Annotated in this window: 13 protein-coding genes; 3 read left to right on the forward strand and 10 right to left on the reverse strand. The window is 38.7% G+C overall.

The window, feature by feature from the left end:
• The 3 genes from AC1EKL_RS05485 to AC1EKL_RS05495 are packed head-to-tail and all read left to right on the forward strand — an operon-like array spanning position 1 to position 4,822.
• Positions 1-1,575 carry an alpha-L-rhamnosidase-related protein gene (locus AC1EKL_RS05485; protein WP_480188801.1) on the forward strand — a complete coding sequence of 525 codons (1,575 nt, stop codon included), beginning with the start codon at positions 1-3 and terminating at the stop codon, positions 1,573-1,575.
• Positions 1,576-1,585: 10 nt separating this feature from the next.
• Positions 1,586-2,839 (forward strand): MFS transporter, encoded by a 1,254-nt coding sequence (locus AC1EKL_RS05490; RefSeq protein ID WP_480190237.1) that lies wholly within the window; start codon positions 1,586-1,588, stop codon positions 2,837-2,839.
• A 30-nt stretch (positions 2,840-2,869) separates the two neighbouring features.
• Positions 2,870-4,822, forward strand: coding sequence for an alpha-L-rhamnosidase-related protein (locus tag AC1EKL_RS05495; RefSeq protein ID WP_480188803.1), 1,953 nt, complete (start codon positions 2,870-2,872; stop codon positions 4,820-4,822).
• Positions 4,823-4,883: 61 nt separating this feature from the next.
• Here AC1EKL_RS05495 and AC1EKL_RS05500 read toward each other — a convergent pair whose 3' ends face one another.
• The 10 genes from AC1EKL_RS05500 to AC1EKL_RS05545 form a co-directional block, all read right to left on the reverse strand.
• Positions 4,884-5,252 (reverse strand): hypothetical protein, encoded by a 369-nt coding sequence (locus tag AC1EKL_RS05500; RefSeq protein WP_480188804.1) that lies wholly within the window; start codon positions 5,250-5,252, stop codon positions 4,884-4,886.
• Positions 5,228-5,551 carry a hypothetical protein gene (locus tag AC1EKL_RS05505; protein ID WP_480188805.1) on the reverse strand — a complete coding sequence of 108 codons (324 nt, stop codon included), beginning with the start codon at positions 5,549-5,551 and terminating at the stop codon, positions 5,228-5,230. The genes AC1EKL_RS05500 and AC1EKL_RS05505 overlap by 25 nt, the downstream gene beginning before the upstream one ends.
• Before the next feature lie 40 nt (positions 5,552-5,591).
• A complete protein-coding gene (locus tag AC1EKL_RS05510) occupies positions 5,592-7,172 on the reverse strand; it encodes an MFS transporter (protein WP_480188806.1) in 1,581 nt (526 codons plus the stop codon).
• Positions 7,173-7,486: 314 nt separating this feature from the next.
• On the reverse strand, positions 7,487-7,786 hold the full coding sequence (locus AC1EKL_RS05515; RefSeq protein WP_480188807.1) for a hypothetical protein: 300 nt from the start codon (positions 7,784-7,786) through the stop codon (positions 7,487-7,489).
• Positions 7,779-8,846, reverse strand: a complete 1,068-nt coding sequence (locus tag AC1EKL_RS05520; protein WP_480188922.1) for a glycosyl hydrolase family 28 protein — start codon at positions 8,844-8,846, stop codon at positions 7,779-7,781. The genes AC1EKL_RS05515 and AC1EKL_RS05520 overlap by 8 nt, the downstream gene beginning before the upstream one ends.
• A complete protein-coding gene (locus AC1EKL_RS05525; protein ID WP_480188808.1) occupies positions 8,847-9,830 on the reverse strand; it encodes a glycoside hydrolase family protein in 984 nt (327 codons plus the stop codon). It lies immediately after the preceding gene.
• An 11-nt stretch (positions 9,831-9,841) separates the two neighbouring features.
• Complete coding sequence (locus tag AC1EKL_RS05530; protein ID WP_480188809.1) at positions 9,842-11,587, reverse strand: alpha-L-rhamnosidase-related protein; 1,746 nt, start codon at positions 11,585-11,587, stop codon at positions 9,842-9,844.
• A gap of 18 nt (positions 11,588-11,605) precedes the next feature.
• Entirely contained in the window at positions 11,606-12,187 is a 582-nt protein-coding gene (locus AC1EKL_RS05535; protein ID WP_480188810.1) for a hypothetical protein, read from the reverse strand.
• 1 nt (position 12,188) lies between these two features.
• The gene (locus AC1EKL_RS05540; protein WP_480188811.1) at positions 12,189-13,772 is read right to left on the reverse strand and encodes an MFS transporter; all 1,584 of its coding nucleotides are present in this window, start codon (positions 13,770-13,772) and stop codon (positions 12,189-12,191) included.
• Positions 13,773-13,792: 20 nt separating this feature from the next.
• Positions 13,793-14,107: an alpha-L-rhamnosidase C-terminal domain-containing protein gene (locus AC1EKL_RS05545; protein WP_480188923.1), complete on the reverse strand. Its 315-nt coding sequence runs from the start codon at positions 14,105-14,107 to the stop codon at positions 13,793-13,795.
• Between the last annotated feature and the right edge of the window lie 41 nt (positions 14,108-14,148).

The raw sequence follows: 14,148 nt of genomic DNA on the forward strand, positions 1-14,148 counted from the left end.
ATGGCTTTTACATTTCAAATTAATAATGATGTTGAGTTTAACCATAACCAAGCCTTCCTAAAAAAGGCCCAACAGTTAACACCCACAATTAAGCGTACCAAGGTCGATCCGGTAGCTCTGGTTGAAACCGTTAAGGATGATCACAAACTAAATTCAATTGGAATTAAAAAAATTGATGCCGTCGAAAACCTACCAAAGCATTTAATGAAACGGGATGATCATGTCACGCTCGACTTTGGCAATCATTATGTGGGCTATTTCAAAATTAACATTCAACACGTTGGTTCCCCACAAGACGCGCCATTAACCCTCAAGCTTAAATTCGCTGAGGTTCCTGCTGAATTAGTTTACGATTCTGCGAACTATGACGGCTGGCTAAGTAAATCATGGATCCAAGAAGAAGTCATTCACATTGACCATTTGCCAGTAGAACTTAAATTACCCCGGCGTTATGCGTTTCGCTACGTTGACCTGAAAGTCATTGATACTTCGCCAAAGTGGTCCGCATCCTTTGATAATGCTGAAGTAACGGCGGTTAGTTCCGTCACGACACCTCAGTTGCCGAAGTTAGCAGATCCAGAATTACAGTCAATCTATAACGTTAGTGTTAAGACCCTCCAAGATTGTATGCAAGCCGTCTTTGAAGATGGCCCGAAACGCGATCAAAGGCTATGGCTAGGTGACCTGCGGCTTCAAGCATTAGCTAATTACGCTACCTTTCACAATGATGATCTGGTAAAACGCTGCTTGTACTTATTTGCGGGAATGACGGCCAAAGATGGTCGAATTCCTGCCAACGTCTTTACTAATGGCGAGCCGCAACCGGACGATACATTTTTACTTGATTATGGGCTCTTCTTCACTTCAACACTCAATGATTATGTGGCCGCAACCAACGATATATCAATACTACAAGATCTCTATCCCGTTGCTAAAAAGCAAATTCTCGTCGCTATCCAGTCGATCAAAGATGGTCATTATCAATTTGACGATAACTACCCCGTATTTGTTGATTGGTCTAATGACTTTGACAAAACAACGGCAGGTCAAGCCATTCTCATTTATACGTTTAAACAGTTTGTTAGTCTAGCACAACGTTTAAATGAAACTGCAGATGTCATGAAAATCAGTGCAGTCATCAAGCAATTATCTGACTCCGCAATGCATGACCTATTTGATCCTCAACAAAAACTCTTCGTTTCTGGGCCTCATAAAGAGGTTAACATCGCCAGCCAAGTCTGGATGGTCCTGGCCCAAGTAGTTACTGGATCCCAAGCCGCCACTGTCATGAAGACTGCTAAGCAAAAGCTATTCCCAATTACCGGGATTGCTACTCCCTATATGTATCATCACATCACAGAAGCTTTCTTCTGCGCTGGATTAAAGGATGATGGTACTGAATTATTAAAAAACTACTGGGGCAAAATGATCAAATTAGGTGCTGATACTTATTGGGAAGCCTTTGAACCTGAAGATCCTGATTATTCACCATATGGCAGTCCGATCGTTTCTAGTTATTGTCACGCTTGGGGATGTACTCCCGCTTATTTGATTAAAAAGTATTTAGTTAATTAAGGAGCTCATTATGGATACTGCAAATAAACCAAAAATGGATAAAAAGACATTTTCACTAGTCGTCGTTGCTGGGACTGCATCATATCTTGACTCTAGTTTGCTAGTTAGTCTTGGGGTAGCCCTCCCAATTTGGACCAAACTAATGCACCTCACACCGCTGATTACCGGTTTTATTTCGACCCTTTTAACATTAATGGTGGCATTAGGCTCTGTAACTGGTGGTTGGCTCTCTGACCGTTTTGGCCGGGTCCGGGTCTTTAACTTAGATATTCTTTTTGTTGCTATTGGGGCATTAGTAATCGCATTTGCCCCAAATTTAACGATTTTACTAATTGGGACGATTATTGCTGGTTTAGCATCTGGTGCTGACCTGCCAACCTCTTTAGCCGTCATTTCAGAACGAACTTCCGATAAAATGTACGGTCGGTGCATCACAATTACGCAGATTTTCTGGACAGTCGGGATCCTCCTATCCCAATTTATTGGCTTTCTAACTTCAGGAATGACCGTCGGCTCTGTTCGGTGGATTTTCGGGGTCATTGCTTTGGTTGCCTTTACTAACTGGTGTGTTCGAGCATTCTCTAATAAATTTAAGAATGTTGAAGCATCCCTCCAAAAGGCAGAAGCTGACAATACCGAGGATCAGCAAGAACAACAAAAGGTTAAGTTAAGCGATATTCTAAAAACCAAGCAATATTTAAGCGTCCTCGTTGCTCTAACCCTGTTTTATCTCTTCTGGAACTTACCTGCTAACACATGGGGATCCTTTGTTAACTACTTCCTTGTGACCGTTTCTCACCGAACACAGGCGTATGCTACCTTAATCGCTTTGATTGCTAACCTCTTTAACCTAGCTTCTAACTCGATCTACGTAAAAGTTTCTGATACTAAATACCGTTATCCCGTAATGTACGGGGCCATTATTATTGGGTCCTTAGCATTCCTCTGTGCTGGGATTTGGAGTTCCATCTGGTGGGCATTCTCAGTTGCCTATGTCCTTTATTCAGCAACTAACACCCTTTGTGGGGAACCCATTTATAAGATTTGGACGCAAACCTTCTACCCCGTCGATGTCCGTGCTTCCATCACTGGGTTCTCATACGGCTTCGTTCGGTTCTTTACCGCCATTTTCTCGTTATTCACGCCAACCCTAATGGCCTGGTCAGTTCAGAACTTCCTGTGGATTATCTTCGCCTGTGCCTTAATTTCTGGGGCATTTGCAATCTTAATTGTTAGAATGCTGCATACTCGTGGCCTGGAATAACATTACTGCTTATCAAAAGGAGAAATTATCATGAAAAACTATTGGATTTGGTTCCCCGGAGATTTTGAAATTCATGAAGGGATGCTTCAAAATTTCACCAGGGAAGAACGCGGAATGCGGTGGCCAGCTTATTGGTACATTGATGATTGCTATAAAAACGTTAAATTTGAACATTCCTATGATCTTCATACCCCAACGACCTTCACTGTGCATACCCATCAGCAGGGTTACATCACAATCAATGACACTAAATATCGGGTAAATGAACCAATCACTTTAAAGCCTGGTCATCAAAACATTGTTATATATATCTTTAGTGCCGATGAACTACCAACTGTCTGGATCGAAGGTAAATTAATTCACTCTGACCCTAGTTGGCTAGCAGATAACTACGTGATTCAACGTCCTGTCGGTTATAGTGATTTGTTTACCAAGCAAACTGATAACCCATCCCATATCCCTTATGCACATAAAGAAATTGCGCCAGTAAATTCCCACTCACAAAATGGTGGATTGTTGGTCGATTTTGGCAAAGAAATCAATGCTTCACTTAAATTTAATAACTTAAAAAAAGCCATTACGGTTTGTTACGAAGAGTCCCAAACTGAAGCGTTAGACATCAAGATGTGCTACTATCAGCAATCTGGTATCACTGAACATACCAAGATTCCTAAACGCGCCTTTCGGTACCTGTTCATACCCGACTTTACAGAGCCATCAATCGACGTAACTGCTGATTGTATCTTTCTACCAATGACAAACCATTCATCCTTTTCTTCCGACAATGAATTGGTGAATAAAATTTGGGATGCTTCAATTCGGACATTCAAATTGTGCAGCGATTTATTCTATATTGATGGTATTAAACGTGATCGGTGGATTTGGGGCGGCGATGCTTATCAAGATAATTTCATTAATCAATATTCATACTTCAATGAAGATGTTGACAAACGAACCATTCTCGCCCTGCGTGGCCACGATGAAATTCACCAGCATATTAATACCATCGTTGATTACTCCATGCTCTGGGTCATCAGCATTTATAACCATTATCAAATGACAGCAGATAAAGAATTTTTACAAATAATTATGCCCCGCATGGAACAAATGATGGACTATCTATTAGCGCAAACCAACGACCTAGGATTTATCTACGGTCGTGATGGTGACTGGATTTTCGTGGATTGGTCAGAAATGGACAAAGATGGTACGGTCGCTGCTGAGCAAATGTTTCTTCTTCAGTCATTAAAATCCATCATGACCGCGAAAAAAGTCCTGGGTCAAACGGCTACAAAGTATCAAAAATTATTTAAATCATTAAAAGCAAATACCCTGAAATATTTCTGGGATGATGAAAAAGGAGCCTTCATTGATAGCTATGAATCTGGAAAGCGCCACGTTACTCGCCATGCTAATATTTTGGCGGTCCTATTCGACATTGTTGATGAAGAAAAACAACAATCGATTTTGAAAAACGTGCTTTTGAATGATCAAATCACCCAATTGACGACCCCTTATTTCAAGTTTTTTGAACAAGATGCATTGTGTAAGTTAGGTCAATTATCCCAGGTGTACCAAACGATCCAAGATTACTGGGGTGCGATGATTAAACTAGGTGCAACAACAATTTGGGAAGAATATGATCCCACCGTTTCTGGAAAAGAACATTACGCCATGTATGGTGATCCCTTTGGTAAAAGTCTTTGTCATGCCTGGGGTGGAAGTCCAGTTTATCTACTAGGACGGTACTTCATGGGTCTTCAGCCCACTGCCCCTGGATATGCAACATTTACAATTCATCCTCACCTATCGATGTTTAACGAATTACAATGCTCTTTGCCAGTTAAAAACGGTTCCGTTTACTATCATGTTCATGATGGCAAAATTGATCTACGAACTGATCGCTCTGGTGGGACCGTAATTACCGACTCAGGGAGGATTGAGTTACAGCCACAACAAACCGTTACAATTGCTAATAACTAAATAAGTTTAATCCCCCGAATCGTTAAAGTACGATTCGGGGGATTAGTATTATATAAATATTTTAGTCACTAGCTAATGACATTAACTGTTGAGTAATAATGGGATCATAAAATAGACGGTAACCAGCATCATTCGGATGTGTTCCCGAACCGCCAACTGAATGGTTCCCACCATTTGCATCAACATCATCATAGGAATAATCGTGCTGATATTGAGGAATAAAACAATTCATATTTTCACCTTTAAAAATATCGGCCACTTTGATAGACCATTTATGAACTATTTTAACCGAAACATCATGCATAATTTTTTGCACACGGAGGTCACGAGCCGGCGTTTTATGGGTAGCAATATACAGAATCTTGGCACCTTGATACTTCGTTTCCAAAAGATAACAAATTTTTTCTAAGGCACCACAATAAGTTTCCAAATCAAAGTTATCATGATAACCATATGTAACTTTTCCAAATACATCCGGATCATCAGTAACCTTGGCATATGCATCATTGGCAATTGAATCAAATCTGGCACCTTTTGAGGAGCATTTTCAATTTGTACAATAATGTTATTCGGATCAGTAGTCCTTGATGTTGCCCCATTTACGCAAAACTTTTTATATTGCATTTGATTGCTTTTACAAATATCCTCCACAAAACTCTTATTCGCTAAATGACCATTCACAATGCTTGTGCCAAACGCATACAAAAGCTTGCCATTTAATTGATTCATCTTTTTCTCCTTCAATCCAATAATTGTTCTTCTTACAAATTTACTTCTTTTGTTCTGCACTCAAAGTTCCTTTTTGAAGACTACTATTCATCACGTTGTTGTGGCCCCAACATTCGCGGTATTTAAATCCAGTCAGCGTCTCAACAATTGTCTTAGTCTTTGGATCAACATCATCCATTGAACCACCATTACGTAGCCGTTTGACTTCTTTCAATAAAATCTTATGAGTAGGAACGTTTAGCTTTAAGAAGTATGATGAAATAATTCCCAAAATAGCTAAAACAATTGGTACCACGGTATACATAATTAAAATGGCCATACGGGTGTCTGATGGTTGCGTCATGGCTTTGGCCTGGAAACCAGTGGCGTCCAAAATCCAGCCAACTAAAATTAAAATAATGCTCCCAAATAACGTATCGATGAACACTTGAACACCGGAATATTGACCTTCACGACGCTTTCCAGTAACAATTTCATCGACATCTGGCATGAATGTAAAGAGGAATTGGCAAGCATTCGTAACACCAGCTCCACCAAAGTTAACCGTTGTTTGTAATACAATGTACCAAATTAGTAAATGAGCAGGACGGAAAATAGCGATCGCCATAATTGCTAAAGAATTACCAATTGTCCACAATGCACCAAACCGGTATGACTTCGGGCCATCCGTTTTTGCTGTATACCAGAGGAAAAAGGTCGTACAGAAAAGACCAAAGGCAAAACCAATTAACGTTGAAACATTAACGGCATTTGGTTCAAGTAATAATACAAAGACAATAAAATATGTCCGAATATCACCCCAAAGCGCCCGAAACATACTTTCTGTAATGTACATAATCATGTATAAATTAAATGATTTGAGTCGAAAAACAGATAAGAAATTCCAGATAATTTCTTTCATTTCGGTCAATGTTGCTTTAAAGCTCTTAACTTGTGTGCCCTTTAGTCCTGCTGCCGTCTTAACATCAGTTGACTCATCATATTTACGTTCATAAACACTCTTGTAAAAAATAAACATACCGATAATGTACAGAATATTAAACACAATCGAAACCCATAGGAACGTCATTTCGTTGTGTTGACCCATCTTGGCAAACATGTAAGTGGCTAGTGAAGAACCAAAAATCGTCCCAATTGCTGATCCATATTGATTAGCACCAGCTAGTTCCGCCCGTTGAACAGAATTTTCTGTCATTTCCGACATAAATGTTAACCGCGTGGATCCCATCAATGGTTGCAAAATAATAAAAATAAAGTAAGCCAGATAGTAAACGAAATGTGGTTCTTGCGGAACCCACAGCCAAATATATGCAAACGCCTCTAAGGGAAGTCCTAGTAATAGCATTCCCTTCCGTCGACCAAATTTACGACCAAAACGCGTTTGGTAAAGGTGATCAGAAATATAGCCAAAAATTGGTGTACAAAATGCTGATACAACTTTGCCAGTTGCAAACATTGTTGTTGCTGCTCCGACAGATAAACCTACAAAAGTCGTCAAATAGAACAGTAACCAAATATTTACAAACCAGTTATTAATGGATGCTGCTTCATACATTCCAAAACCAATCTTATTCCATAATTTCACATGCCCAGTCGGGCTACCTTTTGTCGTACTATTCATTCTTTAAAACTACCCTTCTATACTAATATCCTCAACTATTCTTAAACTCCGTATTACCAATAAGTAACTCGGCGATAGTTTGGAAGATTATACTTGTATTGTTGTTCAGTTTTATATACCGATAGCTATCTACACACTGCATTATAGCTTTAAATGAAAGCGATTTCTTTACATTTTCTGCGTGGTTTATTGCAAAAAGTGACATTTCAAAAAATGAACTAATAATGCTTTTCCAATCTTGCTCCGAATCAACATCTAATTAACTAAAAAAGCAGATTAAGCAAAAATGATGATGCTTAATCTGCTAAGTTAGTTTAAAGTGCGGTCAAAAATGCTAAAAGTCCGAATGCAATTCCTGGGACATTAGCATAAACAATCGCTAAATCACGAGAGTGTCCATCTAGTCCAAATAGACCATGGATCACCCAAAAAATACAATTGATCGCTGCCACTAATGGCTGAATGGGATTCCCTGGTTGACCGTGCAAGTTATCATAAATTTGAGGAATATAGGACACGTACATCAGTACAGAAACAACCGTTGCCGCAATACTAACAAAATGGAGAAGTTTTAGAACTATTCGTTCATTACCAATATTAAACCGATTATTCATTGTTAGTATCCATTCCCTGCTTAAATAAATAGACAATTGTATTAATATTATCATTATGAATGATATTAATAGCCAAGTAGTGGTGACCACGGTACCAGTACTTTTCTGCTGGAATTTTTAATTCATGCTTCGTTTCAAAGGAACCATCCGCATTTATATTTACCTGATAAGGACGCTTACTTCGATCCACATAAATTTTAATTTCTCCACCATCGGTTACAAAATGCGGATCGTTAGTTAAGTTAAGTTTTCCTAAAACTTTAAAGCGGCCAGCTGGTAATTCATTAACCAATGGGTGTTCAGTATCAGAAGAGCTATCCAATAGTGCAATCGCCGTTTGATTATGCAGCATTGCGACTGGTGATTCTGCCAATTTAATTGGATGAATATTATAGGTGGTACTAATCCCTGTCTTTGGGTTTACTAGAACAACATTGTCTAAGTTTAAATTGGCAATAAATTTATTCTTTCTGAAAGCTGACTCAACAGAGTGCCGAGTATAGAAAGTACAATCTTTCAAATAAATATTACTTACTGGTGAGCGTGAAGCTGCACTTTGAAAATCGATAATACTCTTGCATGGGCTGCAATGCTTAATGTTAGGATTTGTCTTCACATTCTTAATGAAAATATTTTTAATGACTGGATCATGAACATCTAATTCGGGTACCGAAAGAGTTTGATTATAATCGCTATCAAATTGAATTAATCCCCATGTAACCTGATCCATTTCAGAATTTCTAAAGTAAATATTTTTAATATAGCCACCCCGATAAGCATTCGTCTTTAACTTCAATGCGTGGACTAGCCCAGGGCCACCAAATTTGACATTTTCAATAAAGATATTCTTAACTCCACCAGACATTTCACTACCGGCAGAAATGGCTGCTGAGTTTCCTCGCTCATTATGAAATTCGCTATTACGAATAATCACATTCTGACAAGGATTATGATGTAGCATCCCATCATTCCCACGAAATGCTTTTAGATCAATGCCATCATCATAAACAGTAACATTAACGTTTTGAATAATGACATTATTACATGCATCTGGATCAATTCAATCATCATTATTCCAACCATATGGTTCATAACCCTTGGTCTTATTACTATGAATGGTAATCCCATCTATTAAGATATTATTGGAGTTCGCTGGATGAACTTGCCAAAATGGTGCATTAACCAGCTTCACTCCTTGAATTAAAACATTTTCACAGTAACTGGGTTCAATAAAGTGTGGACGGAATGAACTCATCATCACCTTATCAGTTTTTTTAACCGGAATGTTGACTGCCTGCCCGTCTTTTAAACCATAAACAGTCGTTGGTCGATGACCATCATCAGTGAAACTCCGTTCGTTTAATGGTACATTCGTTAAATTATCATGACTCAAAATGCCATTCTCTGCATATTCACGGTTATCCAAGGCATGATTTTCAACATGGCGTTCACCCCAGTACCCTTTTTTCCAAGGTCGCCAGTTCCACATATCTTCTCCACCATCTAAAGTTCCTTCACCTGTAATTGCAAGGTCATGTTGTTTTAAGGCAAAAATTAATGGTGAGTAGTTAAAAATATCTGAGCCTTCGTAGCTAGTTTGTACAACCGGATAATATTCATTTGTTCGATTACGCATGAAGCGTAGGGTAGCCCCTTTAGCAATATGCAAATTAACTAAGCTATATAAGCGAATCGCTCCCGTATAGTAAGCACCATCGCTATTTTTAGATTCACCAGCTGGGATCAAGACAGTACCACCATTTTCTTTAGCATCGGCAACTGCCGCCGCAATTGCTTCTCCGTAGTACCATACTTTGCGTTTTTTATAAACTAGTGGCGAATCAGTTTTACTAGGATCCCCTGCTTCATTTCCTTCGGCATAAACTTCATCTCGTTGTTCAATTAAAGGCGCATACTTACTATCAGTAATTTTAAAAATTTTAGCTGCATCAAAGTTGGGAACCGTATTTCTCACTGTTTTTTCAATTTGATAATAGCGCTGATCATCCCAATAAATATCATGTTCATTTATTTTATTTTCCATTACTTCTCACCTTAACTTAAAATAATTGTATGTTTACAGCTGTCATGACCAAGTTCGAACTGTAAATAATCTTCTGTATTCTCTTTAATCAAATTTTTGTTTTGGGGCTTACCATTTTGATAAACCAGTTGTCCATCAATCAAGATCTTATCTTTCAATAGTGTCTTAGGAAGGTCAACTCTAACTTCGTTAACTGTTTGGGGATATTCAATCGTTAAAACACTTTGGGTTGGGTAACGGTTAAATCGAACTGTAATTGGCCCCATTTGCGGTTGAATCGTCCCTTCTAGATGATTAAAGGGCGTTAGATGCGGATGAATCAGTAATTTTTTGAATCCAGGCGCAAGTGGTAGAATACCCAATTGGTATTTCATCATCATAATTAGTGGTCCGCCACTCCATGCATGGTTGCGGGTTCCCATCTTCTTACTCCAAAATTCCCATAAAGTTGGAAATTCATCAGACGCCATTTCACCGTACCGCTGATAAATTCTCCACAATGCAACACTGGGAGCGTTCAACCGATAAAGTGCTTCTAAAACAATCTTTTCCATATAGGGACTAGCGTTAAAAACTTTTTTTAAGACCTGTATCAGAGCTTGCCGATGATTGCTTTGCATTAATCCACTATATACAACAAGCGCATTCGCTCGATCATCTGGATTTTTATTATCAGTTTGATGATAATAAGCATTCTTTTCTTGATTCCAGAAATTCTCTTCAAAATGTTCCGAAATCTGTTTAGCTCGTTCCTGCAAGGCAGGTAATTGTTCACAAGTTGGCTGAATTGTTTGAGCAATTTGGATTACTGAATTCAAGGCAGCATAATACCAGCATTCTTCAATCACAGCTTGATCAGCATTGCTCCCCCAATCCATCCAATCCCAGGTTCCAGCCCGATGGCTTACTAGCCCATTATCGTCAACAGACCAAAGATTCAGGTAGTTAATTAGTTTTTCTAATCCCTTTTGAAATGGTTGTTGATCGCCAGAATACATATAGTACGGCCAAAGATTAGCTACAAACGCCAATGATTGCATTGGCAGTTCGAAATTACCACCGCCTTGTCCACTATCAATAATGGATTGTAATAAATTACCATGTTCATCTAAATTTGGTGAATCAATGCCATTTGGCGCCGTGGTGGGAATTGCTCCCGAAATGTGTTGGAAATTCAAAGCTTGATTGATAGCTTTGTTGAACAGTGCATAGATATTTTGATCTAGTGAGTACGCACCCATTTCCATTTCAATAACAGCATCACCAATCCATTGTGCTCGTTCTCGATCGGGACAATCCATAAATGAATCTCTTACCGTTACGTACAGTGTATCTAACGCCTTCTGATATAGCTTATTCATAAATGGACTATCACTGTCATAACTCCCCATTTTCTGGATTTGATACCCAGATGGCCGAAAGCCAAGGGATAGTACTTGCACATTTTGGGGAATCAGAAAGTTAATTTGATAACCGTTTATCCAACCAAGCGCTTCAAATTCTTGTAGACCTTGACGAGTGTGATAAACATGGCGCACTGAGTCACCATGGCCGGCTGCTTCTTTCCATGTATCTGTATAAATCTCAATTTTCTGATTAGCATCCGAGATCACCTTTAAATAAGGAGTACCTTGTAAGTTAGTTCGATTTTTGATGCTGTAAATTTTTATTCCTGGGTGATCTGGATCATCCTTAACATCCCAGTGATTAAATCGCTTGATTGATTCAACCTTCAAAAATGGAATTGGCCGTTTCACATACCCTTTAAAATGCGACTATGCAGTCGCTGCAGATGACCATTCATGATCATCAAAATCGATTGCGGACCAATTGCCTAAACTATCCGTTGCATAGTAATTAATATCCGGTTCTGCTAAGCGATAAGAACGATCCTGCTGTTTTTCAGCCGGATGATAGGCAGGATTCTTAATAACTGACCACTTCTCATCACTAACTAAACTAACTTTACAGTCAATAGTTAAATCAGCAATCAAGCCGGGTAATCCACCATCAAAGAACCCATAGCCATTTTTCCCGAAGTAAACCGTTAGTATGGCAATCTGATTGATTCCATTGATTAAATACTTAGTAATATCAATTTGATCGTAATAAGCCATTTGAGGTGCTGGGCCATTTTTTACCTGACCTTCAAAAACTACTAATTCGCCATTTATCCATAACCAGTATTTCGATTCAACAGTCATTTTCAAGACCGCTTTTGATGGTTGCTGGTTCACTGTAAATTGGCGCCTAAAGCAGAGCCAATCACCACTATTAACCTGGAAAGATGGTGTGATCCATTTTCCTTTAAATTGATACTTGGATCGATTATCAATTATATTTTCCGCATATGTCATGCTACTTTTCTCCACTTGTATTCACCGAGGCTTTTTTATCCAAACTACTATTCATCACGTTATTGTGACCCCAACATTCTTCATACTTAAAGCCAGTTAATTTTTCTACCACTGCCTTTGTCTTTGGATCAACATCCTCCATTGATCCACCGTTACGTAATCGCTTAACTTCTTTCAATAAAATCTTGTGGTTAGGAACATCCAACTTCAAAAAGTATGAGGAAATAATTCCTAAGATAGCTAAGATAATTGGTACAGCAGTGTACATGATCAAAATAGCGAGCCGAGTTCCTTCCGGTTGAGTCATTGCCTTTTCCTGGAACCCAGTAGCGTCTAAAATCCAACCAACGAGAATCAGAATAATACTACCAAATAATGTATCAATGAAGACTTGCACACCAGAATATTGACCTTCACGTCGCTTCCCAGTAACAATTTCATCGACATCCGGCATAAATGTGAACACGAATTGACAAGCGTTAGTAACCCCAGCTTTACCAAAGTTAAGAATTGTTTGTAAAGTAATAAACCAGATCACTAAATGCGCAGGACGCCAAATTGCAATGGCTAAGATTGCTAAAGTATTGCCGATTGTCCATAAAGCACCAAACCGATATGACTTCGGACCATCAGTTTTAGCTGTATACCAGAGGAAGAAGATCGTACAGAATAAACCAAACGCAAAGCCTACCAATGTCGAAACATTAACGGTATTTGGTTGAAGAAGCAAAACAAAGACGATAAAGTAAGTATTAATATCACCCCAAAGTGCTCGGAACATACTTTCTGTAATGTACATTGCCATGTAAAGGTTAAATGATTTAAGACGAAAGACCGATAGGAAGTTCCATACAATTTCTTTCATTTCAGTCATCGTTGTCTTAAAACTTCTAACTTTCGTTCCATTTACACCAGCTGCAGTTTTAACGTCGGTTGATTCGTCATACTTACGTTCATAGACGCTCTTATAAAAAATAAACATCCCAATAATGTAAAGAACATTAAATACAATTGAAACCCACAGGAACGTCATTTCGTTGTGTTGGCCCATTTTAGCAAACATATACGTAGCCAATGACGATCCTAAAATGGTTCCCACAGCAGATCCATACTGATTAGCACCAGCTAATGCCGCCCGTTGAACAGAATTTTCTGTCATTTCTGACATAAAGGTTAGCCGTGTCGAACCCATTAGTGGTTGCAAAACAATAAAAACAAAGTATGAAACATAGTAAATAAAATGTGGTTCATTCGGGACCCACAGCCAAATATATGCAATCGCTTCCAAAGGAAGGCCTAATAAAAGCATTCCTTTACGCCGACCAAACTTACGGCCAAAACGCGTTTGGTAAAGGTGATCAGAAATATAACCGAAAATTGGTGTACAAAAAGCTGAAATAATTTTCCCAGCTGCAAACATTGTGGTAGCCGCACCAACAGATAGACCAACGAATGTTGTTAAATAAAATAATAGCCAGACATTAACGAACCAATTATTAATTGAAGCTACTTCAAACATCCCAAAGCCAATTTTGTTCCATAATTTGACGTGCCCAGCTGAGCCTTCGTTTGTTGTCTTGTTCATCTTAACTACTCCTTATCGTATTAATCTTTAACTATTTCAAAGTGCCAGTCGCCTGAACCAACTTGGTAATTATTAAAGTTACCCTTAGGATCTTCACTTAAGTTTCGACCATCACCAGCAGCCTTCGTTAAATGGAAATCATGTGGTAAAACAACTGTCGCTTCCGTATTAAATGGAATCTTTAAGTAGAGGTCATGAACTTGTCCTTGGTCATTCTTTTTCCATGAAAGACTAACGGGACCATAATTGCCATAAATCGTTCCACTAACATAATTCAATGGCAGGTCTGGTAGCTTAACTAAAACATGTTTATTAGCAATTCCATCAAATTTCATCCCTAAAATTCCATTAATAACTGCAACAATTGCTTGCGCTG

It is taken from the genome of Limosilactobacillus sp. C0001E2 (assembly GCF_056590915.1).

What these genes read in the sequence shown, in the direction of transcription:
- AC1EKL_RS05485 (WP_480188801.1), top strand. Translation starts at nt 1, where the DNA reads ATGGCTTTTACATTTCAAATTAATAATGATGTTGAGTTTAACCATAAC.
- AC1EKL_RS05490 (WP_480190237.1), top strand. Translation starts at nt 1,586, where the DNA reads ATGGATACTGCAAATAAACCAAAAATGGATAAAAAGACATTTTCACTA.
- AC1EKL_RS05495 (WP_480188803.1), top strand. Translation starts at nt 2,870, where the DNA reads ATGAAAAACTATTGGATTTGGTTCCCCGGAGATTTTGAAATTCATGAA.
- AC1EKL_RS05505 (WP_480188805.1), bottom strand. Translation starts at nt 5,551, where the DNA reads ATGAATCAATTAAATGGCAAGCTTTTGTATGCGTTTGGCACAAGCATT.
- AC1EKL_RS05510 (WP_480188806.1), bottom strand. Translation starts at nt 7,172, where the DNA reads ATGAATAGTACGACAAAAGGTAGCCCGACTGGGCATGTGAAATTATGG.
- AC1EKL_RS05515 (WP_480188807.1), bottom strand. Translation starts at nt 7,786, where the DNA reads ATGAATAATCGGTTTAATATTGGTAATGAACGAATAGTTCTAAAACTT.
- AC1EKL_RS05525 (WP_480188808.1), bottom strand. Translation starts at nt 9,830, where the DNA reads ATGGAAAATAAAATAAATGAACATGATATTTATTGGGATGATCAGCGC.
- AC1EKL_RS05535 (WP_480188810.1), bottom strand. Translation starts at nt 12,187, where the DNA reads ATGACATATGCGGAAAATATAATTGATAATCGATCCAAGTATCAATTT.
- AC1EKL_RS05540 (WP_480188811.1), bottom strand. Translation starts at nt 13,772, where the DNA reads ATGAACAAGACAACAAACGAAGGCTCAGCTGGGCACGTCAAATTATGG.
- AC1EKL_RS05545 (WP_480188923.1), bottom strand. Translation starts at nt 14,107, where the DNA reads ATGAAATTTGATGGAATTGCTAATAAACATGTTTTAGTTAAGCTACCA.